Consider the following 25,267-nt stretch of genomic DNA (forward strand, 5'->3'; position numbering starts at 1 on the left):
GGCTGCCGCCTCCGATCATTCGTTCCAAACGCGTGTTCGTGCGGGTGCGCAGCAACGCTATCGTTTGCGCGACCCTAATTCTTTCTTTTGAAACGTGCTCAAGAAGCCGCCGCGCCGGCCGTTACCCAGTGCATGGCGCGCCGCAGCACCCGTTGCCCGGCCGCCCGAGAACAACAAGTCAGGCCGACCGCCCGCCGAAGCCGCCGCCATCGCGGCCGGCCATCGGGCCTCGCCGGCCCGACCGCCAACGCCGGCACAACGGCTACCTACGAGGATCCAGTTCACTATGAACGCCAAACGTTTCAATCCCGCCGTGGCCCGATTGACCCATGCACGCGCCCTCGCCGGCCTGCTGTCCGCCGCCGCGCTGCTGCCGATCGCCGGATGCGGCGGCGGTGGCGGCGACAGCAGCCCGTCGCCGTCCGCCGCCGCGCCGGCGCCCGCCCCGGCCCCGTCGCCCGCCCCGGCGCCCGCGCCGACGACGAACAACAGCAACTCATGCTCGGCGCAGCAAGCCGCTGCGCAAATGGCCCAGATGACGGTCGCGGCCGACGAGCCGCCGGTCGATCACCTGATCGTCCGCCTGAAGACGTCGAGCGCCGCGCACGCGATGGCGGCCGCCAACACCGGGTCGCGCTTCGATGCCGTGATCCAGCGCGCGATGAGCCAATGGGTCGCGCCGGCCGGCAGCGCGCGCGCGTTTGCCAGCACGACCGGGCGCACGCAGCTGAACGTCCAGGTCGAACGGACGATGACGAGCGGCGCGGCCGTGCTCGCGCTCGGCCAGTCGATCCCGGCCGCCGACGCGGCCGCGCTCGCGCAGGTGTTCGCCGCCGACGCCGACGTCGACTATGCGGAACCGGACGGCCGGATGCGCGTGCGCGACATTCCGACCGATCCGTCGTACAGCCAGCAGTGGTACCTGTCCGACCCGACGGCCGGCATCAACGTGCCGCCCGCGTGGAACCGCACCAAAGGCTCGCCGACCGTGGTCACCGCGGTGCTCGACACCGGCGTCCTTTCGCACCCCGATCTCGCCGGCAACCTGCTGCCCGGCTACAGCTTCATCAGCAACGTCCACACGAGCAACAACGGCCAGGGGCGCGGCGCCGACGCGTCCGACCCGGGCGACTGGGTCACGCAACAGGAAATCGACACCGTCGGCGGCCCGTTCTATCACTGCGCGAACGAGCCGAGCAACAGCAGCTGGCACGGCACGCGCGTCGCGGGCGTCATCGGCGCGACCGCGAACAACAACATCGGCGTCGCCGGCGTGTCGTGGCTCGGCCGGATCCTGCCGGTGCGCGTGCTCGGCAAGTGCGGCGGCGTGACGAGCGACATCGCCGACGGGATGCGCTGGGCGGCCGGCATCGCGGTCAGCGGCGCGCCGACGAACCCGACGCCGGCCAAGATCATCAACCTGAGCCTCGGCGGCACCGGCCCGTGCAGCCAGACGTTCCAGCAGGCGATCGACGACGTGACCGCGCGCGGCGTGACCGTCATCGTCGCGGCCGGCAACGACGGCCTCGCCACCGCGCTCGACCAGCCGGCCAACTGCCGCGGCGTGATCAGCGTCGGCGCGAACGACGCAAGCGGCCGGCGCGCGATCTTCAGCAACTTCGGCGCCGATGTCTCGCTGAGCGCGCCCGGCGTCAACATCCTGTCGACGTCGAACACGGGGACGACCGTGCCCGGCGCGGACGGCTACGGCGTCGCGAACGGCACGAGCCTCGCGACGCCGCAGGTGTCGGGCGTCGCGGCGCTGATGCTCGCCGTGAACGGCAACCTCACGCCCGCGCAGATCCAGCAGAAGCTGCAGGGCGGCGCGCGCGCGACGAAGCTCGCGGCCGGCACGGCGTGCTCGGCGCTCCCGGCGGGCGCCGGCATCCTCGATGCGTCGGCCGCCGTGACGGCCGCGGTGCAGTAACGCCCCGCCCGCGACACGGCCACGCACGGGCCTTCGGCGGCATGCCGAAGGCCCGCTTCGTTTCCGGCCGCCGGACGGGTCGCGCTTCGTCGGGCTGCCGCGCAAAATGTCCGACAAAAAGGGTTGACGCTTCGCAGTGCGACCCTTTACCATCGCCCCCGTCTAATTACCTGGAGTGTTCTGTGAACACCGATGCGAGTTGTAGTTGGCGCTCGGCCAACTTGACTGCTGCCTGAGGAAAACGCGCAGAGCCTCGTCTTCTGCCGCATCCCGGGAAGCAGGATGCGGCGCCCTTCCGGCCTGACCGGCCAGATTCCCGCCGATTTTTTCGAACGACACGCGACCGCTCGCGCGGCCCCGTGCACGCTCGTGCCGCGCGCAGCACCGCTGCGTGCGCAATCCGTTCGCGCGCCGTCCGGCGTGTGTGCCGCCGCGCACGCACCGCCACCGATCGCCCGTGCCGCCAGCCCACGACCGACAGGAGTGCCAATGAACTCTGACGACAGTAGTCGATTACCGCTCGCCGGTGCGCGCACGCGCACGGCCTGCCTGATCGCGCGTGCCGCGCCGGCGAGCGTTCCCCCATTCATCGATCAACAGCCGATCGCGCCCGACGCGACGCGGCGGGGAGCGTTCGTTCGTCGATAACGTGCGCGCCCCGCCCGCCGCCTCGCGCGCAAGGAGCAACACATGACGCAACGCAACCCCTCTCACAAGAAGCAACGCGGTTTCATCAAGACCGGCGGCGCCGGCCGGCAAGCCGCACCGCACATCATGCGCGCCGCGCAGGAAGCGGCCCGCCCGCTCGAAGAAACGCTGAAGGTGCTGGGCGCCAGCACCCGCGGCCTCACCTACGAGCAGGCCGCCGACCGCCTGCAATACTACGGCCCCAACGAGATCGCACACGACAAGCCGCCGCACTGGGCTCGCCAGCTGCTGATGTCGTTCCACAACCCGTTCGTCTACGTGCTGCTGGTGCTCGCCGCGATCAGCTTCTGCACCGACGTCTACTTCGCGGCGCCCGACGATCGCGACTACGTCGGCATGACGATCCTGCTGACGATGGTGACGATCAGCGCGCTGCTGCGCTTCGTGCAGGAATTCCGCTCGCTGCGCGCCGCCGAGAAGCTCAAGGCAATGGTGCGCACGACCGCGACCGTGCAGCGCGCGGTGGCCGACACCGCCGAGCCGACGCGGCGCGACATTCCGATGCGCGAGGTGGTGACCGGCGACATCGTGCACCTGTCGGCCGGCGACATGATTCCCGCCGACGTGCGCCTGATCGCGTCGCGCGACCTGTTCATCAGCCAGGCCGTGCTGACCGGCGAAGCGCTGCCGGTCGAGAAATACGACACGCTCGGCGCAGTCTCCGGCAAGTCGGCCAATGCGCCCGCGGCCGCCTCGAACGATGCGTCGCTGTCGCTGCTCGATCTCGGGAACGTCTGCTTCATGGGCACCAACGTCGTGAGCGGCACCGCGACGGCGGTGGTCGTCGCGACCGGCGAGGACACCTACTTCGGCTCGCTTGCGCGCAACGTCGTCAGCCACAAGCGCATCGAGACGAGCTTCGACCGCGGCGTCGCGAGCGTGAGCTGGCTGCTGATCAAGTTCATGTTCGTGATGGTGCCGGTCGTCTTCATGATCAACGGGCTGACCAAGGGCGACTGGCTCAGCGCCCTCACCTTCGCGCTCGCGGTGGCCGTCGGCCTGACGCCCGAGATGCTGCCGATGATCGTCAGCGCGAACCTCGCGCGCGGCGCGGTCGCGATGGCGCGCCGCAAGGTCGTCGTCAAGCGCCTGAACTCGGTGCAGAATTTCGGCGCGATGGACGTGCTGTGCACCGACAAGACCGGCACGCTCACGCAGGACAAGATCATCCTCGAGCACCATCTCGACCTGTCGGGCCACAAGAACGAGGAGATCCTCCGGCTCGGCTGGCTGAACAGTCATCACCAGAGCGGCCAGAAGAACCTGATCGACATCGCGATCGTCACCCGCGCGAACGAGATCGGCGAGCGCGTGAAGCCGCAGGGCTACAAGAAGATCGACGAGCTGCCGTTCGATTTCGTGCGGCGCCGGCTGTCGGTCGTCGTCGAGGATGCGCGCGGCACGCATACGCTGATCTGCAAGGGCGCGGTCGAGGAAATGCTCGCGGTGTCGACCCACGTTCAGGACGAGGACGGCGTGCGCCCGCTCGATTTCGTCGCCCGCAAGCGGCTGCTCGAACAGGCGAACGCCTACAACGAGGACGGCTTCCGCGTGCTGGTGCTCGCCACGCGCGCGATCCCGCGCGGCGACGAACGCGAGCAGTACCGCACCGCCGACGAGCGCGACCTCGTCGTGCGCGGCTTCCTGACCTTCCTCGATCCGCCGAAGGAATCGGCCGCGCCCGCGCTCGCCGCGCTGCGCGAGAACGGCGTCGCCGTGAAGGTGCTGACCGGCGACAATCCGACCGTCACGATGAAGGTGTGCCGCCAGGTCGGGCTCAATCCCGGCAAGCCGATGCTCGGCACCGAGATCGATGCGCTCGACGACGCGACGCTCGCGCAGGTGGTCGAACGCACGACCGTGTTCGCGAAGCTCACGCCGCTGCAGAAGGCGCGCATCGTCAAGGCGCTGCAGGCCAACGGCCACACCGTCGGCTTCCTCGGCGACGGCATCAACGACGCGCCCGCGCTGCGCGACGCCGACGTCGGCATCTCGGTCGACAGCGGCGCGGACATCGCGAAGGAAACCGCCGACATCATCCTGCTCGAGAAAAGCCTGATGGTGCTCGAGGAAGGCGTGATCAAGGGCCGCGAAACGTTCGGCAACATCCTCAAGTACCTGAACATGACGGCCAGCTCGAACTTCGGCAACGTGTTCTCGGTGCTCGTCGCCAGCGCGTTCCTGCCGTGGGAGCCGATGCTCGCGACGCAGCTGCTCGTGCTGAACCTCGTCTACGACACGTCGCAGATGCTGCTGCCGTGGGACAAGATGGACCCCGAGTTCCTGAAGAAGCCGCGCAAGTGGGAAGCGGGCAACATCAGCCGCTTCATGCTGTGGGTCGGGCCGACGTCGTCGGTGTTCGACATCACGACGTACCTGCTGATGTGGTTCGTGTTCGGCGCGGGCGCGCTGTATCACCTGCAAGGCGGCGCGGGCGGCCAGGTCGTGATGAATTCCGGCTGGTTCATCGAAAGCCTCGTGTCGCAGACGCTCGTCGTGCACCTGCTGCGCACGCAGAAGATTCCGTTCCTGCAGAGCACCGCGTCGCTGCCGGTGCTGCTGTCGACGGTCACGGCGATCGCGATCGGCTGCTGGCTGCCGTTCTCGCCGTTCGCGAATGCGCTCGGCTTCATGCACCTGCCGGGCAGCTACTGGCTGTGGCTCGTCGCGACGATGGTCGGCTACATCCTGCTCGCGCAGACGGTCAAGACGATCTACGTGCGCCGCTACAAGCAGTGGTTCTGATTCCCGCCCTCTGAATGCCGGCAGGCCCGTGCAACACGAGCGGGCCTGCCGCGCACCATGCTTCCCAGGTGATGCAATGAAAAAGATGCTTCCGCTCGCCGTCGCGAGCACGCTGTTCGCGCCGGTGGGCGCCCATGCGACCCATCCGCTCGTCAGCGACGACACGAGCACCCAGGGCAATGCGCACTGGCAGCTCGAACTGAATACCGAGGCCACGTCGAAGCAGCCGGACATCGGCCGCCAGCAAATGTGGAATTCGACGCTGACGCGCGGGTTCGGCGACCGGCTCGACATTTACGTCAACGCGCCCTATACGCACGTACAGACGCGCTCCGACGAGAACGGCTCGGGGTTCGGCGACGTCGAGGTGGGGATGAAATGGCGCTTCGTCGAGCACGGGCCGTTCACCCTGGCGCTCAAGCCGAAGCTGACGATGCCGACCGGCGACGACCGGCGCGGGCTCGGCACCGGCCGCGTGGGCGCCGGCGCGACGATGCTCGCGCAGTTCGACGTCGCGCGGTTTTCGTTTCTCGCGAATGCGGGATACACGTATCAGCCGAACCGGCAGGATCAACTGACATCGCTGTGGCAGGTGTCCGGCGCGGCGCTCTACCGCGCGACGGACCGGCTGCAGCTGGCGGTCGACGTCGGCATGTCGCGCAATCCGCAGCGCGGCGCCGGTGCGAACCCGGCGTTCGCGATCGTGGGCGCGATCTACTCGCCCGTCAGCTGGCTCGATCTCGACGTCGGATATCGCCGCGGGCTGAACGACCAGACCTACGACCATTCGGTGATGGCGGGATTGACGGCGCGCTGGTGACGCGCCGGCACTGCGCGTGATCCGATGGCGGGCTGCTTCGGCAGCCCGCCATTTTTCATCCCGCGTCGAAAAGCTGTGCGCACAGCGCGCGCCCTTCGGCGGTCAGCGCGGCGCTGCCCGTGCCGTCTTCGTGCAAGGTCGTCACCGTGAGGCCGCCGGCGTCGAGCTGGGTCAGCACGCGGCGCAGCGTGCTCATCGGCAATTGCACGCGCTTCGCGAGCTTGGGCAGCGACCACGGCTTGCCGGCGGGATCGTTCGCCGCTTCGTAAAGCGACGCGAGGATCGCGACGAGCGCGGGGTCGAGGTCGTCTTCGTTCTGTTCGGTGGTCATCGGTTCCGTGTGGCAGAGAGCGCGAACGTGGCGTTCGACAAGATACAGCCCGGCATCCTGCCGGCCATCACACTGCGCCGGCGTGAGCCGGACGACAATGGCGGACACACTATACCGCTTCCACCGCGACTGCATGGCGATCACGCGCCCGCATTCATCGCGGCCAGTGCCGGCGCGATACGACGGCGAAGCTGATCGCGATCGAGCCCGTCGCCGCGCGCGGCGGCGCGTCGGGTATTGCATCTCCGAAGCGCACGCGCCGGCCGCGTCCGTTGCGCGGCGCGGCATTGGCGGCAGGCGCGGCGCCGGGTTCGCCGCCGGCCGCGGCGGCAGGTTCGCCGGCCGCATCGGCCGGACCGGACATCGAATGACAAGGCGACATGGCGAGGAGTTTCGGCAAGGACATGCCCGTATTGAACACGCGGCCGTTCGATCCGTAAAATGAATGTTTTGACCGATACGATTCCTTTCAAGAATGGAATTGAAACTGCTCAGAACGTTCCTGACGGTGACCGAGCTGCGCCATTTCAGCCGCGCGGCGGAAGCGCTGCACATGAGCCAGCCGGCGCTCAGCAAGCAGATCGGCGCGCTGGAATCCAGCCTCGGCGGCAAGCTGTTCGAACGGGGCCGGCACGGCGCGGAGCTCACGCCGTTCGGCGAGCGCTTCCTGTCCGACGCGCAGGCGCTCGTGCGCGACGCGGACGACATCCTGATGCGCGCGCGGGAAGCCAGCAGCGGCCGGCGCGGCCACCTGCGCATCGGCATCTGCCTGTCGGTGCTGACGATCGTGCCGCGGCTCATCGCCGAGTTCCGGCGCCAGCATCCGGAGGTTGCCGTCACGCTGAGCGACCTGTCTTCCGCCGAGCAGACGCGCCGCATCCTGGCCGGCAAGCTGGACGCCGGCTTCATGCGCCTGCCGCCGGGCGAAGGCCTGTCGTCGTTCAAGATGGTCGACGAATCGCTCGCGCTCGCGTTGCCGCCGCACCTGCGATACACGCGCCTGCCGGCGAATCTCGAGGCACTCAACGAAATCGGCTTCATCGCGCTGCAGCGTGCGCGCGGCGCCGGGCTCGCCGCGCAGGTCGACCGGTGGTGCGTCGAACGCCATTTCGTGCCGAACGTGACGCAGCAGGCCGAGGACGTGCAGTCGGTGCTCACGTCGGTCGCCGCGGGCGTCGGCGTCGCGTTCATTCCTTCGCGCGCGCAGCATCTGCTGCGCGACGCAACGGTGCTGCCGCTGCCCGGCCGGCACGCGAAATGGCGCGTCGGGCTCGCGTGGCCGTCCATGCGCGACGACCCCGTGACGCTGCGCTTCGTGTCGTTCGTGCGCGCCGCGATGAAGCGCCCCGGATCGTTGCCCGCGCAATCGACCTTATAATCCCCTGCACCCTTTCGCCGCCGCGCGCACGGCGCGGCGCCCTCGCCCGAGTGAAACCAGGAGATTGCCGCTTGTCTGGCACCCACGCGCGCGCGCCCCGCGCCCGGACCCTTCTACTCATCATCGCGTCGATCCTGCTGTGCGCGCTCATGTCGAACGCGTCCGCGCACCGCGTCGAACACCGCCCCGCCCAGCGCCATGTGACGGCAGCCAAGCTGAAGAAGCCGGCCGCGCACGCCAGGCGCGCCAAGCATCGCCGCCCCCGTGTGCGCCATCACGCGGCCAAGCCGCACATCGCACCCGCGCAGCATCCGCGCCACACGAAGCGCGCATTGCCCGCCCGCCATCGCGCGGCGCCCGGGCCCCGCCTGCTTGCGAGTTGCGGCTACAGCCCGCGCGCGGTCAATGCGCTGCATTCACGCGCCGTCTACGTGCTCGACGTGCGCAGCGGCACGCCGCTGCTGGCCCGCAACGCGCGCACGGTACGGCCGATTGCGTCGATCTCGAAACTGATGACGGCGGTCGTCGCGCGCAATGCGGGCCGCCCGCTGGACGGCATGCTGCGCGTGACCGCGCACGATCGCGACGCGATCAAGTTCACGCATTCGCGGCTGTCGGTGGGCTCGATGCTGTCGCGCCGCGACATGCACCGCATCGCACTGATGTCGTCGGAGAACCGCGCGGCGGCGGCGCTGAGCCGCGACTATCCGGGCGGCCGCCCCGCGTTCGTCGCCGCGATGAACCGGGAAGCGCGCCGGCTCGGCATGCGCCGCACGCGCTTTCACGAGGCGACCGGCCTGTCGCCGCGCAACGTGTCGACCGCCGAGGAACTCGCGCGGCTCGTCGACGCCGCCGCGCGCGATCCGCTGATCCGGCGCTTCTCGACGGCCAGGTCGGGCACCGTGCAGCCCGGCCGCGGCACGCTGCGCTACGTGAACTCCGATCCGCTGGTACGCTACGGCCAGTGGCCCATCCAGGTGCAGAAGACCGGCTTCATCAACGAGGCCGGCCATGGCGTCGTGATGCGCATGCACGTGCATGGCCGCCCGGAAACCATCGTGCTGCTCGGCGCGCCGACGCGCGCCGGCGTGACGCGCGATGCGCAGACGATCCGCCGCTGGCTCGCCTGCTCGCTGATGTGACCTGGACGGCACACGAGAATCGATCAACCCTCGGGAGCGATGCAATGAAGGACGAATACCGCTTCAACGCGTTCGGACGACTGATTGCGGTGGTGCGCGAACGGGATCGCTGGGTGGTGTTCGATCTCGGCACCGAAGGCAAGCGGCGCCGCGCGAACCTGCAGATTCCGGATGCGATCCCGGCGGACGAGCTCGCGCAGTACATCGGCGACCTGCTGCACGAGAACGCGACGCCGCGCTACGATCAGGTCACGCTCGTCACGCCGGCCGGACGCGACTAGCGCCACCCTTTCCCTTCATCGATCGGCAGCGCCGACACAACCCTTTCGGGCGATCGCCCGTCTCGCGCAAATCGACAGTTTAACTTGCAAGTTAAACTGCGTTCTTCTATGATCCGCCCATGACACGCCCACGCAAAACCGGCGCTTGCGCCGAAACCGTCGTCGACGACCTGACGCTGGCCGTCGGGCAGCTCATCCGCCGGCTGCGCTCCGAGGTCGATTCGAGCGGGCTGACGCTGTCGCAATTGAGCGCACTCGCGCGCCTCGAGCAGAACGGGCCGATGACGACCGCCGAGCTCGCCCGCGCCGAGTCGATGAAACCGCAGTCGATGAAGACGATCCTCGCGAGCCTCAAGAACGAGGGGCTCGTGCAGCGCGAGCCGCATCCGACCGACGGTCGCCAGATCCTGTTCCTGCTGACCCGCGCCGGCATCGACGAGCGGCAGCAGCGCACCGTCGCGAAGCGCGCATGGCTCCAGGCCGCGCTCGCCAGGCTCGACCCCGAAGAGATGCACACGCTCGCCGCCGCGATCCCGCTGATCAGGCGGCTCGGCGAGTCGTGAATCCCGAAGGCGGCACGCGTGCCGCCATGCTCCCGTCGCCCCTACAGGAGTCGTCCATGAGCGCAATCGCCCTCGATTCGAATTCGGCGTTGATCGTCATCGATCTTCAGAAAGGCATCGCCGCCCTCCCCACCGCGCATCCGGCCGCCGACGTCATCGAGCACGCCGCCGAGCTGGCCGGCGCGTTCCGCCGCCGGGGCCTGCCGGTCGTGCTCGTGAACGTGGCCGGCGGCGCGCCGGGCCGCACGATGCAGCCGGGCCTCAAGGGGCCGCTGCCGCCGGACTGGGCCGAGCTCGTGCCCGAACTGAACCGGCAACCGAACGACCATGTCGTGACCAAGCGCACCTGGGGCGCATTCACCGCCACCGGCCTCGACGCGCACCTGCGGGCCGCGGGCGTCACGCAGGTCGTGCTGGCCGGCATCGCGACGAGCATCGGCGTCGAGTCGACCGCGCGCCACGCGTTCGAACTCGGCTACAACGTGACGCTCGCCGTCGACGCGATGACCGACCTGAACGCGGATGCGCACGCGAACAGCATCGCGCGGATTTTCCCGCGGCTCGGCGAGACGGCGTCGGCGCGGGAGATCGTCGCGCGGCTCGATACGCTCGATGCCTGAGCGCGCTTCGGTCGCGCCGGCCGGCGCTCGCGAAATGCGCTGACGATTCGTGCCGGCGGCCGCGCAAGCGGCTACATCGCCGGCTTCGCGGGCGCCAGTCCGTAGCGCACCATCACCTCGACGAGCCGTTCACGGTTGTGCGGCCCGCCCGCCTTTACGACCGCCGCGATGTCGCGGAAATACCGCGCGCCGATGTCGGGCGACATGACGACCAGCGCACGCGCGGTTTCCTCATGGGGATTGCTGAAGTAATGGGCCGAGCCGCGCGGCGTGAACATGCAGTCGCCGGGCGAGAGTTCTCGCACGACACGGTCGACCGAGTAGCGCAGCGTCCCTGACAACGCGTACACGCACTCCTCGTTCCGCGCGTGGCTGTGCGGCGGCGGCACCTGCGCGCCCGGCGGCACGGTCAGCTCGAATACGCCGATTCCGCCGGTCGCCGTTCCGTCTACCAGATATCGAATGATCAATTCCCCGACCGCGATCGCGTCGGTCGAAGCTGCTTCCGTGGCATTCATTTCCGCTCCCTGATCGTCGCGGGGTTCGTCCTCACCCGCTGCTATTGAGTGTAGGCAATCGCAGGTGGGCGAAAAACGTCGCTTTCCCCAATCGCGTCACGACGCATTCGTCTGTCGAGAAACGCGCGCAAGGTGCGTCGCGCGATTCGCTTGAACCCCGCAGGCCGCGGGCTATAGTGGTTCAATCCGACGCCGGGCAGCGCGAGCCGGTCGCCCAGGAAGAGGAACAACCCCATGTGCGACACCTTCGAATATCCGAAGCATTACGGCCATTCGGGCCGCCGTCACTTTCTGCGGCTCGCCGGCGCCGCGTCGGTGGCCGGGTTCGCCGCCGGCCCGCTTGCCGTGCTGACGGCGCGCGCCGATGCGTTGACGAAGGCACAGCGCGAGCGCATGACGCCGGAACAGATCATCGAGGTGATGAAGCAAGGCAACGCGCGCTTCCAGAAAGGCGAGCGCAAGGCCCGCAACTACCTTCGCGAACAGCGCGCCAGCGCGAGCGGGCAGTATCCCGCGGCCGTGCTGCTCAGCTGCATCGACTCGCGTGCGCCCGCGGAAGTGATCATGGATCTCGGGATCGGCGACATCTTCAACTGCCGCGTCGCGGGCAATATCGGGAACAGCGACATCCTCGGCAGCATGGAATTCGCGTGCAAGCTGTCCGGCGCGAAAGTCGTCGTCGTGATGGGACACACTGCGTGCGGCGCGATCAAGGGCGCGATTGCCGATGCCGAGCTCGGCAATCTCACCGGCTTGCTGGCGAAGATCAAGCCCGCGGTGCAGGCCACCCGGTACGACGGCGAGCGGACCGCGACGAACTACGCGTTCGTGGACGCCGTCGCGCGCAAGAACGTCGAGCTGACCCTCGCCGGCATCCGCCGGGACAGCCCGGTGCTCGCCGAGCTGGAAGCCGGCGGCAAGATCAGGATCGTCGGCGCGATGTACAACCTCGGCACGGGCGCGCTGGAATTCCTCGGGTGATCACGTCGGCCGCATCGTTCGGCGCGCGCGCCGGCCACGCGCGCGAACGATCGGCGCCGCTGCGGGCATCGCGGGGACGTCACGCGACCGGCGGCGCATGCCCGCCGTGCACGTCGTCGTATTCCCGCGAAATGTCCTTGTTGGTGTAATCCCCGAGCCGCGACGCCGCGATCAGGCTGATCGCCGCGCACACCAGCACGTACGCCGCAATCGCGTAGCCCGAATGGTAGTAGGCGAACAGCGCGGTCGCGATCAGCGGCGCGGGCCCGCCCGCGATCACCGACGCCAGCTGGTAGCCGAGCGACGCGCCGCTGTAGCGCAGCCGCCCGGTGAACGACTCGGCGATCAGCGCGGCCTGCGGCCCGTACATCATCGCGTGCGGCACCAGCGACAGCACGATGGCCGCGAAGATCAGCACCGGGTCCCGGGTATCGACCATCGCGAAATAAAGGAAACCGAACAGCCCGGCGACGGCCGCGCCGATCATGTACATCCGCCGCCGCCCGATCACGTCGGACACGTGGCCGAACAGCGGAATGGTGACGAACTCGACCACCGACGCCGCGAGCACCGCGATCAGCAGCAGGTTGCGCGACGCGCCCAGCGTCGACACGCCGTAGGTGAACACGAAGGCCGTGAAGATGTAGAACGGCGCCTGCTCGGCCATCCGCGCGAACGCGGAAAGCACGATGTCCTTCGGCTGGCGACGGATCACTTCGAGCATCGGCGCCTTCTCGATCCGGTGCTCGGCCAGCAGCCGCGCGAAGATCGGCGTCTCGAGAATGTTCAGGCGGATGTAGAGGCCGATCGCGACCAGCACGATGCTCAGGAGGAACGGCACGCGCCAGCCCCACGTCAGGAATGCGCTGCCGGAGATCCAGCTCATCGCGAGCACCGCCAGATTCGCGAGGAACAGCCCGGCCGGCACGCCGAACTGCGGCCAGGCGGCCACGAAACCGCGGTGCGCGTTGGTGCGCGCCCATTCCATCGACATCAGCACCGAGCCGCCCCATTCGCCGCCGACGCCGACACCCTGGATGAAGCGCAGCACCGTGAGCGCGACCGCGCCCCAGATGCCGATCGCCGCATAGGTCGGCACGAAGGCCACCGCGAAGGTGGCGAGCCCCATCAGCAGCAGCGTGACGATCAGCGTGGCCTTGCGCCCGATGCGATCGCCGTAATGGCCGAAGATCGCGGCGCCGACCGGCCGCGCGACGAAGCCGACCGCATAGATCAGGAAGGCCTGCAGCGTGCCGACGAGCGGGTGGGATTGGGGGAAGTACAGCTTGGCGAAGACGAGGCCGGTGACCGTGCTGTAGAGGAAGAAGTCATACCATTCGATCGTCGTGCCGACCGTGCTGGCGACGACGGCGCGGCGCAACTGGCGCCGGGCCTCCTCGTCGGAGAGGGGCGTGGCCCCGGGTTGCATGGCAGCCATTTTGCGTCCCCTTGAAGAAGGGCAATAGATGTATGGACCATCTTGTATGCGGGGGGTTCCGGCGTCGCCGCATTCGTGCCCGATGAAGACGATACAAGCCTGAAACCTTCGGCCCACCCCGTCGCGAATCGCCAGCGCCGATCGCGCTGCTTTCACGAAGCCTGCTTGACCGGGCGGATGCTTCGCCGCCCCTGATCGTGCTGCCGGAATGCGCCGCCCATCAATGCTGCGACGGTTCGATCCGGGAAAACGCGCCCCTGCCCGGCAGCCGTCGATGCCGATCGATCGGCGCGCGCATCGCCGCCGCGCATACGCGCTGTTCCCGCCGTTACGTTACATCCGTGAACGATTTCGCCCATCCGACCGCATTCCGGCCGCCGTCGCACGCCGCACACGGGCCGTTGCATCCGCGCGCGCGTTGCGCCGAACCGCCGGCCGGCAAGCGCCGGCGGCCGTTGCCGGGCCGCGCGCGCCGCCTGCGCCGCGCGTGGCTGGCGACGCTGGTACGGATTCTGCATCCCGTCCGGCACAAGCACCGCGCCGCGATCGGCGCGGATACGGGGAAACCGCAGGGCCCGTCCACGGACGCGCTCGCAAAAAAACACAACGGGGTCACTATGGGTGCGCTGCCGAATCAGTCAGATGCGCAATTCCAGGCGTTCATGAACCGGTTGCTCGAGCAACCGGAAGCGGCCTGGAGCGAAAAACAACGGATGGAAATCCACATGGCGCACATGCTGTCGGCCGACATGCTGCAGATGGCCGAACGCATGCGCGCCGGCCATGCCGATCTCGAGTCCGGGCTCGTGCTGCTCAAGTATGCGAAGGTGCTCGACTACATCCTGTCGTCGCTCGCGGCGCGCCGGGAAATCCATCCGCAGACGCTGCGCACGATCTTCCGGCTCGCGAACCTCAAGATCCACGACGCGTATCCGGAATAAGCGCCGCGCAGCCGTGGCCGCATCGGCGGCGACCCACCGGTGACGCGACGCGCCGAAGCGCGCGAACGCAACCCGCGGCGCGCGCCTCACCCGCTCGCGCACTCCCCGGCCAGCCGCCCGAGCGTCTTCAGCGCCTGCTCGATCTGCGCGGACCACGGATAGCTGTAATTCAGCCGGATGAAATGGTGGTAGCTCCCGCCGGCCGAGAACATGTGGCCGGGCCCGACGGTGATGCGCTGCGCGAGCGCGAGCTGGTACAGCCGCATCGCGTCGACCTGCGGCGGCAGCTCGACCCACAGCACGTAGCCGCCCTGCGGGTGCGACAACCGCGTGCCTTCCGGGAAGAAGCGCCGCACAATCGCGCTCATCAGGTTCGCCTGCTGCGCGTACTGCTTGCGAATCCGCCGCAGGTGGAAGTCGTAGCCGTCGTGCTTCAGGTATTCGGCGATCGCGAGCTGCTCGGTCACCGGCGTCGCGAGCGTGTTCAGGAATTTCAGCTTCTCGACCTGGTCGCGATACCGCCCGGGCATCGCCCAGCCGATCCGGTAGCCGGGCGACAGGCTCTTCGAGAACGACGCGCAGTGCAGCACGAGCCCTTCCCGGTCGAACGACTTCAACGCGCTGGGCCGCGCGTCGCCGTAGTACAGCTCCTGGTAGACGTCGTTTTCGATCGCCGGCACCCGATGCTTCGCGAGCAGCTCGACGAGCGCGCGCTTGCGCGCGTCGGACATCTGGAAGCCGAGCGGATTCTGGAAATTCGGCATCACCATGCAGGCGGCGATCGGCTCGCGTTCGAGAATCTGCGCGAGCGCGTCGATATCGATGCCGTCGTCCGGATGCGTCGGCACCTCGATCGCGCGCATGCCCATGCGTTCGATCGCGTGCAGCATCGCGTAGAACGTCGGCGATTCCACGGCGATCGTGTCGCCCGGGCGCGCGACCGCCTGCAGGCACAGGTTGATCGCCTCCGTCGCACCGATCGTCACGACGATCTCGTCGCGCTCCACCGGAATCCCGCTTTCCAGGTAGCGCCGCGCGATCTGCCGGATCAGTTCCTGGTTGCCCGGCGGAAGGTCGTCGATCACGCCCCAGCGGGTGCGCCGCCGCGCGATCGCCTGCGCATGCCGCGCGAGCCGCTGCACCGGAAACTGCGTCGCGTCGGGGTACGGCGAGCCGAGCGGCACCGCGTCGTCGCGCGCGATCGAGCGCAGCGTCGACAGCACGAGCCGGCTCACGTCGACGGCCGACGACGTCGCCACCGGCGTCGACAGGTGCAGCTCGAGCACGGCGTCGCGCCCGGTGCGCGCCTTCACGAAATAGCCGGACTGAGGCCGGCTTTCGATCAGCCCGCGGCTTTCGAGCACCAGGTAGGCCCGCAGCACGGTCGTGATGCTGAGCCGGTGCTGGCGGCTCGCCTGCCGTACCGACGGGATCCGTTCGCCCGGCCGGTAGACGCCGTTCTCGATCTGCGCCTGCAGATCGTCGGCCAGTTTGTCGTAGCGCTTCGCGCGGCTCTCTTTCACTTTGCTTTCACACGTACAGTTCTGTTCTGCAATGCATCAGTTTCGCGCAACTGTACTCTTTTTCGGGATGAACAGGTGTACACGCAGCGTGCAACGGCCCGCGCGTAACCTGCATCCATCGCTCCCCCCGACACCCGCATCATGAAAAAGAAACCCGCCAACGCACGCATCGAGCCGTACACCCATCCCGCCGCGGGCTGGGGGGCGCTCAAGGCCGTCACGGTCAACCTGATCAAGGAGAAGGTGTCCGGCAGCAATTACCGCACGCTGTTCCGCCAGAACCAGCCGGACGGCTTCGACTGCCCCGGCTGCGCGTGGCCCGACCGCAAGCATGCGTCGACCTTCGAGTTCTGCGAGAACGGCGTGAAGGCCGTCGCGGCCGAAGCGACGAGCAAGCGCGTGACGCCCGCGTTCTTCGCCGCGCACACGGTCACCGAGCTGCTCGAACAGACCGACTACGAACTCGAGCAGCACGGCCGCCTCACCGACCCGATGGTCTACGACGCGCGCACCGACCGCTACGTGCCGATCGCATGGGACGACGCGTACGCGCTGATCGCCCGCCACCTGCACGCGCTGCCCGACCCGAACCAGGCCGCGTTCTACACGTCCGGCCGCGCGAGCAACGAGGCCGCGTTCCTGTACCAGCTGTTCGTGCGCCGCTTCGGCACGAACAACTTCCCCGACTGCTCGAACATGTGCCACGAGGCCACGAGCCGCGGGCTGCCGCCGTCGGTCGGCGTCGGCAAGGGCACGGTCACGCTCGACGATTTCGAGCACGCGGACACGCTGTTCATCTTCGGCCAGAACCCCGCGACGAACCATCCGCGGATGATGGGCGAACTGCGCGAGTGCGCGAAGCGCGGCGCGACGATCGTGTCGATCAACCCGCTGAAGGAGCGCGGGCTGGAGCGTTTCGCGGATCCGCAAAGCCCGATCGAGATGCTGACGATGTCGGGCACCAACATCGCGTCGACGTTCATCCAGCCGACCCTCGGCGGCGATTTCGCGCTGATCAAGGGGATCGCGAAGCGCGTGCTGGAATTCGACGACGACGCGCGCAAGAACGGCGCCGCGCGCGTGCTCGACACCGCGTTCATCGCCGAGCACACGACCGGCTTCGACGCGTTCGCCGACGACCTGCGCAACGAAAGCTGGTCGGCGCTCACCGCCGAAAGCGGCGTGTCGTACGAGCAGATCGACGGCCTCGCGCGGCTCTACGCACGCAGCGAGCGCGTGATCGCGACGTGGGGGATGGGCCTCACGCAGCACAAGCATTCGGTCGCGACCGTGCAGATGCTGACCAACCTGATGCTGATGCGCGGCAACATCGGCCGCCCCGGCGCGGGCCTGTGCCCGGTGCGCGGCCATTCGAACGTGCAGGGCAACCGCACGGTCGGCATCGAGGAAAAGCCGTCGCAGGCGTTCCTCGACCGGCTCGGCAAGGTGTTCGATTTCGCGCCGCCGTGCGAGCACGGCTACGACGTCGTCGAGACGATCGAGGCAATGCTCGAGGGCCACCTGAAGGTGTTCATCGGCCTGGGCGGCAACTTCGCGATGGCAACGCCGGACACGCCGCGCACCTGGGAAGGCCTGCGCCGCTGCGCGCTCACCGTGCACATCACGACGAAGCTGAACCGCAGCCACCTCGTCCACGGCCAGGACGCGCTGATCCTGCCGACGCTCGGCCGCACCGAGATCGACCTGCAGGACAACGTGGCGCAGGGCGTGACCGTCGAGGATTCGATGAGCATGGTGCACGTGTCGTACGGGATGAACAAACCCGCTTCGCCGAACCTGATGTCGGAAACGGCGATCGTCGCGCACATCGGCCACGCGGTGTTCGGCAGCGACAAGATCGACTGGCTCGCGTACAAGGACGATTACGCGAAGGTCCGCGACGCGATCGAGGCCACCCTCGACGACTTCTACGACTACAACGCGCGCATCGCGAAGCCGGGCGGCTTCCACCTGCGCGTCGCGTCGCGCGACCGCGAATGGCTCACGCCCACGGGCAAGGCCAACTTCATCGCGCACGCGCTGCCGACCGACACGCCGATCCAGCGCGCCCGCGCGCTGCACGGCGAGCGCCTGATGACACTGATGACGACCCGCTCCCACGACCAGTACAACACGACCGTGTACGGGCTCGACGACCGCTATCGCGGCGTGTTCGGCCAGCGCCGCGTCGTGTTCGCCAATCCGGACGATCTCGCGATGCTCGGCCTGAAGGCCGGCGACTGGGTCGACATGGAAACGGTGTGGCACGACGGCATCGAGCGGCGCGCCGACGGCTTCCTGCTGGTCGAGTACGACATTCCGCGCGGCTGCATCGGCGCGTATTATCCGGAGACGAACCCGCTCGTGCCGCTCGACAGCGTCGGCGACGTCTGCAACACGCCGACCTCGAAATCGGTGCCGGTGCTGCTGCACCGCGCCGCGGCGCCGGCGTCGCAGGCCGCCTGAGGAGAACCGGCATGATCGTCCGTCCCCGCGAGCACTGGCTGCGGATGCTGTTCGTCTGGAACGGCTCGGTGCTGCAGTCGATCCTGCCGCAGCTCGCGCTGACGCTCGCGATCAGCATCGTCGCGCTGTGGACCGGCGGCCGCGTGATGGGCGAGAAGGTGCCGCTGAACCCGACGCCGTTCACGCTGATCGGCTTGACGCTGGCGATCTTCGCGGCGTTCCGCAACAACGCGAGCTACGACCGCTACCGCGAGGCGCGCGTGCTGTGGGGCGGCGTGCTGACCGCGGCGCGCACGCTGGTGTCGCAGATGCTCGCGTACGGCGCGTTCGACACCGACGCCGAGCGCCGCACGTTCGTGCGCACCGTGATCGCGTTCGTGTACGCGCTCAAGCACCAGCTGCGCGGCACCGATCCCGCGGCCGACCTGCGGCCGCTGCTCGACGATGCGGCGTACGCGCGGATCGCGCCGCTGAAGTTCCGCCCGGTCGCGATCCTGCACGGGCTGCGCACCACGCTCGCCGCACGCGCCGATGCCGGCCGCCTTGCCGACACGCGCCTGTGGATGCTCGATGCGCGGCTCGACGAACTGGTCGCGATGGTCAGCGGCTGCGAACGCATCGCGTCGACGCCGATCCCGTTCTCGTACGACGTGCTGCTGCACCGGACCATCTACGCATACTGCGTGCTGCTGCCGTTCGGCCTCGTCGATTCGATCGGCGCCGCGACGCCGTTCGTCACCGTGTTCGTCGCCTACACGCTGATCGCGCTCGACGCGATCGCGCATGCGATCGCCGAACCGTTCGGCACCGGCCCGAACCATCTCGCGCTCGATGCGATCACGCGCCAGATCGAGCGCACGCTGCTCGAGCTGAACGGCGATCCGCTGCCGGACGAAGTGACGCCGGGCAAGTACTACCGGCTGCCCTGACGCCCGGCGGGCGCGTCGCCCTTCTTCCCCTCCCGCCGCTCAGTCCGTCCGGCCGCGCAGGAATTTGCGATGCGCGCTCGCGGTTTCCGCAATCGTGCGCACCAGCACGATACCTCGCAGCAGTGCACGCCCGTCGTCGCCGTCGAGATCGCCGAGGCGCCGCCGCAGCGCACGCTCGACGGCATCGCAGGTCGCCTCGAGCCGCGCGAACTCCGCCCGCGCGATCCGCGCCAGCACGACGGCGACCGGCCGCCGCGCCGCGGCCTGCGCCGAAGCCAGTGCGGCGAGCGCCAGCACACTGTCGCCGATGGTCCATGCAGCGAGCAGGTCGCGCGTGTCCTGCTCGATGAGGGACGGCGGCACGCTGCCCGCGAACGTGATTTCGTGCCCCACGCGGTCGGCGGTGCAGCTCAGCCACATGCTCGCCGACCATTTCCGCGGGTTGCGGGCAAGCCCGGCGAGGTCGCGGCGCACCGCGCGATGCAGGCGGCGCCGGCGTGCGCGGGAGTCGTGCGGAAACACGAGCGCGAACACCAGCGCGCCGAACGCGATCCCGAGCAGCGTGGCCAGCGCGCCGTTGAGGAACGCCGCATCGCCGATCCGCGCGGTATTGCTCGGCGACGTGAAGTTCCAGAAGAAGATCGCGAAGCTGCTGCCGATCGCCGCGGTGCGGGGATAGCGCATCGCGATGCCCGCGCCCATCATGAACACGCCGACGATATAGGCGAGCATCACGAAATCCGACACCGCCGGCAACAGGACGAAGTTGCACACGATGCCGGCCAGCGCCGCGCATGCCGTGCCCTTCAGGAAGCCGATCGCGGCGCCGATCGAATTCGGGCGGGTCGAGAACAGCGCGCTGACCACGCCCACGATGGTGACGAACCCGGCGCCCGACGGCCACGCGCTGAAGATCCAGAACGCCGCCGCGGCCAGCACCGCGACGAACGCGCGCACGCCGTTGTGCCACGCGAGCACCGCGTCGCGGTGATACGCGTAGCGCACCCGGAGCGGCGGCGGATTCGGCAGGTCGATCAGCGCCTTGCGCGCGAACGCGCCGTCGAACCCGGCAAGAAGTGCCGCGAGGCGGTCGAGCGTGAGCAGCCGCGACGTGCGCGCGCCGGCGGGCGCCGCGGCTTCCGTGCGCAGCGCGTCGTCGACGCGCGCCCGCAGCGACGCCATACCGGGCCCGGCCTCGCCCGACGCGGCCATGCCGTCGAGCACCCGCGCGGCCTCGGCGAGCAGCGGCTCCGGCGTGTCGCCGCTGCACCGCGCGTGCTCGCGCACGGCCTGCGCGGCCGCATGCGCGGTCAGCACCGCGAGCGCTGCCCCGCGCAGATGCCCGATCGCGCGCCGCACCGGCGGCGCGCCCGCCGCCGCATACTCGGCCGCGGTATCGAGTTCGAGCGCATCGACGAACAGCCGGTGCATCGCCGCGCCGTTCGACTCGCGGCGCAGCGCGCCGGCGCCGACGGCGGCCGCCCGTTCGAGATAGCGCGCCAGCCGCACGCGAACGTCCCGCAGCGGCGCGCCCGGCGAGAAGATCGTCTCCATCGTCGCCGCGCAAAGTATCCCGACCACGACGTACATGAACCGCGCGGTCGCGATGTCGAACGCATGCAGCGGCGCGGACACCGCATCCATCGCGATGATCGCGGCCGTATAGCCGGCCAGCACCGCCGCGTACGCGCGGAAATTCCGCAGGAACGTCGCGACGCCCGCGCACAGCCCGATCCACGCGGCAAGCGCGAGCAGGAACAGTTCGGGGGCCTGCGCGAACGCGCCGGTGAGCGCGAGCGCGACCGCCGCGCCCACGGCGGTGCCGAGAATCCGGTACTGGCTCTTCGACAGCCCCATCCCGCGATTGCCCTGCGCGACGATCCACACGGTCGCCGCCGCCCACTTCGGGTCGTCGAGGTTCATCCGGAATGCGATGTACAGCGCGATCAGCGACGCGGCCGTGGTGCGCAGCGCGAAGCCGATGGCGGCGGGCGACAGCGCCGGCAGCGATGTGCGCAGGCCGGCCAGCAGCGCCGCGAGCGGCGCGGTCTTGGTGAAAGCGGATTTCATGCGGCGAGCATACGTGCGCGCGGGCGCCGCCACTACGGAGGCCGGCTGGGATAGGTTATTCCGCGCGGCGGGATAATCGGCACCGGCGCGCGCGACATGAAACGAAATTGCAAGGAACGCTAAGATGGGCGCGATTCGACCACACCCGATCACACGAGCCGCCTGTATGGACCTTGAAAGCATCCAGATCTTCCTGCGCGTGGTGGAGCGCGGCAGCTTCACCGCGGCCTCCACGCAGCTCGGCATGCCGCTCAGCCGGACGAGCCGCAAGGTGAAGCAGCTCGAAGCCGATCTCGGCGTGCAGCTGCTGTACCGCACCACGCGCCGCGTGTCGGTGACCGAGGCCGGCCGCGACTACTACGAGCACTGCCTGCGCGCCGAGGAGATCCTGCTGGCGGCGGACCGCCGTGCGCGCGCATTGCGCACGGAGCCGGAAGGCACGCTGCGCGTGCTCGCGCCGTACGCGATCGGCCTGTTCAAGCTGGAGCCGGCGCTCACCGAGTTCCGCCGCCGCTACCCGAAGATCCAGATCGTGCTGACCTACGACAACAGCCCGCTCGACCTCGTCGAGCACGGCTTCGACGTCGCACTGCGCACGGGGCCGCTGAGCGATTCCGGCTACGTCGCGCGGCCGCTCGGCTGGTCGCACGCGAAGCTCGCCGCGAGCCCGCAGTATCTGGAACGCGCCGGACGGCCGAACACGCCGCAGGATCTCGCGCAGCACGACATCCTGTACGTGGGCCGCGATGCGCCGGGCCTGACGCTGCGGCTCGCCAGCACCAGCGGCGAGGTCGCCGACGTGCCGGTGCGGCCGATCCTGATCTCGAACGAATCGGTCACGGTGCTGCGCCAGGCCGTGAGCGGCGGCGGCATCGCGCTGGTCTCGATGCATTTCGCGGCCAGGCGGCTCGAGAGCGGCGAGCTGGAAATCGTGCTCCCCGACTGGCACCGGACCGACGACGTCGAACTCAACGCGCTCTTTCCGCGACGCGCGACGCTCGACAGCAAGGTGCGCGCGTTCGTCGATTTCCTGACGGAAACCTTCGAGTCGTGGCGCACCGTGCCCTGACCCGCACCTGACCCGCGGCGCGCGTAATAATCGCTCACAAACGATACAGATCGGCCGTCAACACCTGTCGTGCGCCACCCGTTCTTGGGGCAAGCGCCGGAAATTCCTCCGCGCAACGACAGGAGAACCCACCATGCGAGCCCTCACCCGGAATTTCGCGATCGCCGCCACGCTGATGTCGGTGCTGACCGGCACCGCCTTCGCCGACACGCCGTGGCAGAAGGCCCACCCGCGCCGCGAAGAGGTGAACCAGCGCCTCGCAAACCAGAACCGCCGCATCCATAACGAAGTGAAGGAAGGCGAGATGTCGCACGCGCAAGCGGCGCGACTGCATCGCGACGACCGCAAGATCCGCCAGGAAGAGCGGGACATGGCGGCGCAGAACGGCGGACATCTCACCAAGCCCGAACAGCGCGTGCTGAACCAGCAGGAGAACGCGGTCAGCCACAAGATCGGTCAATAAGCGCTCCGGCGCGGTGAACTTCGAACGCCCGCTGCCGTACCCCGGCAGCGGGCGCTTGTTGCTGGTTGTATCGAATCGTTTCAGCGCGCGATGCGCGTCATCCCCTGCGGGTATACTCCGCCGTCATCCGCTCCCCGCATCCGCTGCGCAAAAACGCGCGACGCGACGCGGTTTCGTTGCGAAGCTTCGCGTTTCGCCTGCCCCGCGTTCCAGCCTCGACACGAGACACTCGACGACCCATCATGAAACGATTCCTGCTGCTCCTCCCCGCCGCCGCCGTGCTCGCCGCCTGCGGTTCCGCGCCGACGTCCGACACGGCCGCCTCCGGCGGCACGAACGCGATGATCTACGTTTCGTCGCAGCGCCCGGCCGACGCGATCGGCAACTGCCTCGAGAGCCGCCTGTCGGATGCGCGCCGCTCGCATCACAACGGCGCGACCGACGTCGACGTCGGCTCGGGCTCCTACTTCGTCACGCTCACGCCGGCCGGCGCCGGCTCGGTCATCAAGGTCGTGCGCGGCTCCGCGAACGAGCCGGCCGAGGAAGCGATGCGCTTCGCGATCGCGCGCTGCGCGATCTGACGCGGCAGGCGCAGCGCCGCCCGCCTGCCTGCTGCACGCGCACCCTGCGCGTGCAGCGAATATTTTCAGCCGGGCGCCCGTCGATGAGAGAATCGCATCACGATCTCTTCCCGATGGAGCCCGCATGAAGCATCTGCTGTCCAAGCTGTTCGTCAGTGCCGCGCTCGTCGCGCTCACGCCGGCGCTGCCGGCCCAGGCCGCGACGCCACCCGGCATCTTCGTCATCGCCACCCAGCTCGCCGAATTCACGACCCTCGACCCGAGCGGCATCTACGAGCTCGTGCCGTCCGAGTACGTCGCGAACACCTACGAACGGCTGGTGCGCGTCGACCTGAAGGATCCGACGCAGTTCAACGGGCAGATCGCGCAATCGTGGAGCGTCGGCGCGGACGGCGTCACCTACACGTTCAAGCTGCGCCCCGGGCTCACGTTCCATTCCGGCAACCCGCTGACCGCCGACGACGTCGCGTGGTCGCTGCAGCGCACCGTGCTGCTCGACAAGGGGCCGGCCAGCGTGCTCGCCGATCTCGGCCTCACGAAGGCGAACGTCGCGCAGAAGGTGCGCGCGGTCGATCCGCAAACCGTCGTGCTCGAAACCGACCGCAAGTACGCGCCGAGCTTCGTGCTCAACGTGCTGAGCGCGTGCCCGGCGTCGGTGTTCGACAAGAAACTGCTGCTGTCGCACCAGCAGGGCAACGATCTCGGCAGCGGCTGGCTGCGCACCAACGACGCCGGCTCGGGCCCGTACAAGCTCGTCAAGTGGACGCCGAACGAGAGCATCGTGCTGCAGCGCTTCGACGGGTACCGCACGCCGTATCCGATGCAGCGCGTCGTGCTGCGCCATGTGCCCGAGGCATCCGCGCAGCGCCTGCTGCTCGAGAACGGCGACGCCGACGCGGCGCGCAACCTGAGCCCCGACAGCCTCGCCGCGCTCACCAAGGCGGGCAAGATCAAGGTCACCGCGTGGCCGGTGTCCGCGCTGCTGTACCTGAGCCTGAACACGAAGAACCCGAACCTCGCGAAGCCCGAGGTGCAGGAAGCGATGAAGTGGCTCGTCGACTACGACGGCATCCAGCGCAACATCGTCAGCACGACCTACAAGGTGCACCAGACATTCCTGCCGGAGGGCTTCCTCGGCACGCTGAACGCGCGCCCGTACAAGCAGGACGTCGCGAAGGCGAAGGCGCTGCTCGCGAAGGCCGGTGTGCCGAACGGCTTCTCGGTGTCGATGGACATGCCGAACGACTACCCGTTCCTGGAGATCGCGCAGGCGCTGCAGGCGAACTTCGCGCAGGCGGGCATCCAGGTGAAGCTGATCCCGGGCGACGCGAAGCAGGCGATCGGCAAGTATCGCGCGCGCCAGCACGACATCTTCATCGGCGAATGGTCGCCCGACTACATGGACCCGAACAGCAACGCGCGCGGCTTCGCATGGAACCCGGACAATTCCGACCAGTCGGCCAGCAAGATGCTCGCGTGGCGCAACAGCTGGGATATCCCGCAGTTGACGAAGGACACCGAGGCCGCGCTCGTCGAGCCGTCGCCCGCGAAGCGCGCGCAGCGCTATGACGCGCTGCAGAAGGCGGTGCTCGCGCGCTCGCCGTTCATCGTCATGTTCGAGAAGGTCGTGCAGGTCGCGACGCGGCCGGGCGTCACCGGGCCGGAAATCGGGCCGATCAACGATCTCGTGTCGTATCGGACGCTGAAGAAGTAAGCGACGTCGCCCGCGCTGCCCCGCTACGCCGGCGCGCGGGCACGACGCGGCGGCGCCGC

Annotated in this window: 21 protein-coding genes; 16 read left to right on the forward strand and 5 right to left on the reverse strand. The window is 68.9% G+C overall.

Features of this window, described 5'->3' with window-relative positions; genetic code table 11:
* Positions 1–286: 286 nt before the first annotated feature.
* From HWY45_RS28710 to HWY45_RS28725, 3 genes are all read left to right on the forward strand, one after another.
* Entirely contained in the window at positions 287–1,927 is a 1,641-nt protein-coding gene (locus HWY45_RS28710) for a S8 family peptidase (protein ID WP_059883849.1), read from the forward strand.
* Positions 1,928–2,617: 690 nt separating this feature from the next.
* On the forward strand, positions 2,618–5,380 hold the full coding sequence (gene mgtA, locus HWY45_RS28720) for a magnesium-translocating P-type ATPase (RefSeq protein WP_081069851.1): 2,763 nt from the start codon (positions 2,618–2,620) through the stop codon (positions 5,378–5,380).
* Positions 5,381–5,456: 76 nt separating this feature from the next.
* Positions 5,457–6,200 (forward strand): transporter, encoded by a 744-nt coding sequence (locus HWY45_RS28725; protein WP_059883847.1) that lies wholly within the window; start codon positions 5,457–5,459, stop codon positions 6,198–6,200.
* A 55-nt stretch (positions 6,201–6,255) separates the two neighbouring features.
* Here the strand turns inward: HWY45_RS28725 and HWY45_RS28730 are convergent, their stop codons facing one another.
* Positions 6,256–6,531: a helix-turn-helix domain-containing protein gene (locus HWY45_RS28730; RefSeq protein WP_059810289.1), complete on the reverse strand. Its 276-nt coding sequence runs from the start codon at positions 6,529–6,531 to the stop codon at positions 6,256–6,258.
* A gap of 475 nt (positions 6,532–7,006) precedes the next feature.
* On the opposite strand from HWY45_RS28730, the gene HWY45_RS28735 reads away from it, so the two are divergent.
* The 5 genes from HWY45_RS28735 (at position 7,007) to HWY45_RS28755 (ending at position 10,515) form a co-directional block, all read left to right on the forward strand.
* Complete coding sequence (locus tag HWY45_RS28735; RefSeq protein WP_059883846.1) at positions 7,007–7,909, forward strand: LysR family transcriptional regulator; 903 nt, start codon at positions 7,007–7,009, stop codon at positions 7,907–7,909.
* 71 nt (positions 7,910–7,980) lie between these two features.
* The gene (locus HWY45_RS28740) at positions 7,981–9,051 is read left to right on the forward strand and encodes a serine hydrolase (protein ID WP_059883845.1); all 1,071 of its coding nucleotides are present in this window, start codon (positions 7,981–7,983) and stop codon (positions 9,049–9,051) included.
* Between the two features lie 44 nt (positions 9,052–9,095).
* A complete protein-coding gene (locus HWY45_RS28745) occupies positions 9,096–9,332 on the forward strand; it encodes a DUF7661 family protein (RefSeq protein ID WP_059565655.1) in 237 nt (78 codons plus the stop codon).
* A gap of 119 nt (positions 9,333–9,451) precedes the next feature.
* Entirely contained in the window at positions 9,452–9,895 is a 444-nt protein-coding gene (locus HWY45_RS28750; protein WP_059883844.1) for a MarR family winged helix-turn-helix transcriptional regulator, read from the forward strand.
* A gap of 56 nt (positions 9,896–9,951) precedes the next feature.
* Positions 9,952–10,515: an isochorismatase family protein gene (locus HWY45_RS28755; RefSeq protein ID WP_059883843.1), complete on the forward strand. Its 564-nt coding sequence runs from the start codon at positions 9,952–9,954 to the stop codon at positions 10,513–10,515.
* A 71-nt stretch (positions 10,516–10,586) separates the two neighbouring features.
* On the opposite strand, the gene HWY45_RS28760 is transcribed toward HWY45_RS28755, so the two are convergent.
* Positions 10,587–11,033 carry a cupin domain-containing protein gene (locus HWY45_RS28760; protein WP_059565652.1) on the reverse strand — a complete coding sequence of 149 codons (447 nt, stop codon included), beginning with the start codon at positions 11,031–11,033 and terminating at the stop codon, positions 10,587–10,589.
* A 234-nt stretch (positions 11,034–11,267) separates the two neighbouring features.
* Between HWY45_RS28760 and HWY45_RS28765 the strand changes: the two genes are divergently transcribed.
* Positions 11,268–12,014, forward strand: a complete 747-nt coding sequence (locus HWY45_RS28765) for a carbonic anhydrase family protein (protein WP_059565650.1) — start codon at positions 11,268–11,270, stop codon at positions 12,012–12,014.
* A gap of 79 nt (positions 12,015–12,093) precedes the next feature.
* Here HWY45_RS28765 and HWY45_RS28770 read toward each other — a convergent pair whose 3' ends face one another.
* Entirely contained in the window at positions 12,094–13,452 is a 1,359-nt protein-coding gene (locus tag HWY45_RS28770) for an MFS transporter (protein ID WP_059565649.1), read from the reverse strand.
* Between the two features lie 617 nt (positions 13,453–14,069).
* On the opposite strand from HWY45_RS28770, the gene HWY45_RS28775 reads away from it, so the two are divergent.
* Entirely contained in the window at positions 14,070–14,393 is a 324-nt protein-coding gene (locus HWY45_RS28775; RefSeq protein ID WP_059883879.1) for a hypothetical protein, read from the forward strand.
* Positions 14,394–14,479: 86 nt separating this feature from the next.
* Here HWY45_RS28775 and HWY45_RS28780 read toward each other — a convergent pair whose 3' ends face one another.
* The gene (locus HWY45_RS28780; protein WP_059883841.1) at positions 14,480–15,916 is read right to left on the reverse strand and encodes an aminotransferase-like domain-containing protein; all 1,437 of its coding nucleotides are present in this window, start codon (positions 15,914–15,916) and stop codon (positions 14,480–14,482) included.
* 141 nt (positions 15,917–16,057) lie between these two features.
* On the opposite strand from HWY45_RS28780, the gene HWY45_RS28785 reads away from it, so the two are divergent.
* Both HWY45_RS28785 and HWY45_RS28790 read left to right on the forward strand, forming a co-directional pair.
* Positions 16,058–18,382 carry an FdhF/YdeP family oxidoreductase gene (locus tag HWY45_RS28785; RefSeq protein ID WP_059883840.1) on the forward strand — a complete coding sequence of 775 codons (2,325 nt, stop codon included), beginning with the start codon at positions 16,058–16,060 and terminating at the stop codon, positions 18,380–18,382.
* Positions 18,383–18,393: 11 nt separating this feature from the next.
* Positions 18,394–19,311, forward strand: a complete 918-nt coding sequence (locus HWY45_RS28790) for a bestrophin family protein (protein ID WP_059883839.1) — start codon at positions 18,394–18,396, stop codon at positions 19,309–19,311.
* Between the two features lie 39 nt (positions 19,312–19,350).
* Here the strand turns inward: HWY45_RS28790 and HWY45_RS28795 are convergent, their stop codons facing one another.
* On the reverse strand, positions 19,351–21,381 hold the full coding sequence (locus HWY45_RS28795; RefSeq protein WP_059883878.1) for an FUSC family protein: 2,031 nt from the start codon (positions 21,379–21,381) through the stop codon (positions 19,351–19,353).
* Positions 21,382–21,547: 166 nt separating this feature from the next.
* On the opposite strand from HWY45_RS28795, the gene HWY45_RS28800 reads away from it, so the two are divergent.
* The 4 genes from HWY45_RS28800 (at position 21,548) to HWY45_RS28815 (ending at position 25,208) form a co-directional block, all read left to right on the forward strand.
* Positions 21,548–22,450, forward strand: coding sequence for a LysR family transcriptional regulator (locus HWY45_RS28800; RefSeq protein WP_059810268.1), 903 nt, complete (start codon positions 21,548–21,550; stop codon positions 22,448–22,450).
* A 133-nt stretch (positions 22,451–22,583) separates the two neighbouring features.
* A complete protein-coding gene (locus HWY45_RS28805; protein WP_059810266.1) occupies positions 22,584–22,913 on the forward strand; it encodes a hypothetical protein in 330 nt (109 codons plus the stop codon).
* A gap of 242 nt (positions 22,914–23,155) precedes the next feature.
* Positions 23,156–23,494 (forward strand): hypothetical protein, encoded by a 339-nt coding sequence (locus HWY45_RS28810; RefSeq protein WP_059810264.1) that lies wholly within the window; start codon positions 23,156–23,158, stop codon positions 23,492–23,494.
* A gap of 124 nt (positions 23,495–23,618) precedes the next feature.
* Complete coding sequence (locus tag HWY45_RS28815) at positions 23,619–25,208, forward strand: ABC transporter substrate-binding protein (protein WP_059883838.1); 1,590 nt, start codon at positions 23,619–23,621, stop codon at positions 25,206–25,208.
* Positions 25,209–25,267: the final 59 nt, after the last annotated feature.

This window comes from Burkholderia stagnalis, from assembly GCF_902830275.1.
GTDB lineage: Bacteria > Pseudomonadota > Gammaproteobacteria > Burkholderiales > Burkholderiaceae > Burkholderia > Burkholderia stagnalis.

Bases quoted from the DNA above. Each gene is read 5' to 3' on its own strand.
- HWY45_RS28710 (WP_059883849.1), top strand. From the start codon at position 287: ATGAACGCCAAACGTTTCAATCCCGCCGTGGCCCGATTGACCCATGCA.
- mgtA (WP_081069851.1), top strand. From the start codon at position 2,618: ATGACGCAACGCAACCCCTCTCACAAGAAGCAACGCGGTTTCATCAAG.
- HWY45_RS28725 (WP_059883847.1), top strand. From the start codon at position 5,457: ATGAAAAAGATGCTTCCGCTCGCCGTCGCGAGCACGCTGTTCGCGCCG.
- HWY45_RS28730 (WP_059810289.1), bottom strand. From the start codon at position 6,531: ATGACCACCGAACAGAACGAAGACGACCTCGACCCCGCGCTCGTCGCG.
- HWY45_RS28735 (WP_059883846.1), top strand. From the start codon at position 7,007: ATGGAATTGAAACTGCTCAGAACGTTCCTGACGGTGACCGAGCTGCGC.
- HWY45_RS28745 (WP_059565655.1), top strand. From the start codon at position 9,096: ATGAAGGACGAATACCGCTTCAACGCGTTCGGACGACTGATTGCGGTG.
- HWY45_RS28750 (WP_059883844.1), top strand. From the start codon at position 9,452: ATGACACGCCCACGCAAAACCGGCGCTTGCGCCGAAACCGTCGTCGAC.
- HWY45_RS28755 (WP_059883843.1), top strand. From the start codon at position 9,952: ATGAGCGCAATCGCCCTCGATTCGAATTCGGCGTTGATCGTCATCGAT.
- HWY45_RS28760 (WP_059565652.1), bottom strand. From the start codon at position 11,033: ATGAATGCCACGGAAGCAGCTTCGACCGACGCGATCGCGGTCGGGGAA.
- HWY45_RS28765 (WP_059565650.1), top strand. From the start codon at position 11,268: ATGTGCGACACCTTCGAATATCCGAAGCATTACGGCCATTCGGGCCGC.
- HWY45_RS28770 (WP_059565649.1), bottom strand. From the start codon at position 13,452: ATGGCTGCCATGCAACCCGGGGCCACGCCCCTCTCCGACGAGGAGGCC.
- HWY45_RS28775 (WP_059883879.1), top strand. From the start codon at position 14,070: ATGGGTGCGCTGCCGAATCAGTCAGATGCGCAATTCCAGGCGTTCATG.
- HWY45_RS28785 (WP_059883840.1), top strand. From the start codon at position 16,058: ATGAAAAAGAAACCCGCCAACGCACGCATCGAGCCGTACACCCATCCC.
- HWY45_RS28790 (WP_059883839.1), top strand. From the start codon at position 18,394: ATGATCGTCCGTCCCCGCGAGCACTGGCTGCGGATGCTGTTCGTCTGG.
- HWY45_RS28795 (WP_059883878.1), bottom strand. From the start codon at position 21,381: ATGAAATCCGCTTTCACCAAGACCGCGCCGCTCGCGGCGCTGCTGGCC.
- HWY45_RS28800 (WP_059810268.1), top strand. From the start codon at position 21,548: ATGGACCTTGAAAGCATCCAGATCTTCCTGCGCGTGGTGGAGCGCGGC.
- HWY45_RS28805 (WP_059810266.1), top strand. From the start codon at position 22,584: ATGCGAGCCCTCACCCGGAATTTCGCGATCGCCGCCACGCTGATGTCG.
- HWY45_RS28810 (WP_059810264.1), top strand. From the start codon at position 23,156: ATGAAACGATTCCTGCTGCTCCTCCCCGCCGCCGCCGTGCTCGCCGCC.
- HWY45_RS28815 (WP_059883838.1), top strand. From the start codon at position 23,619: ATGAAGCATCTGCTGTCCAAGCTGTTCGTCAGTGCCGCGCTCGTCGCG.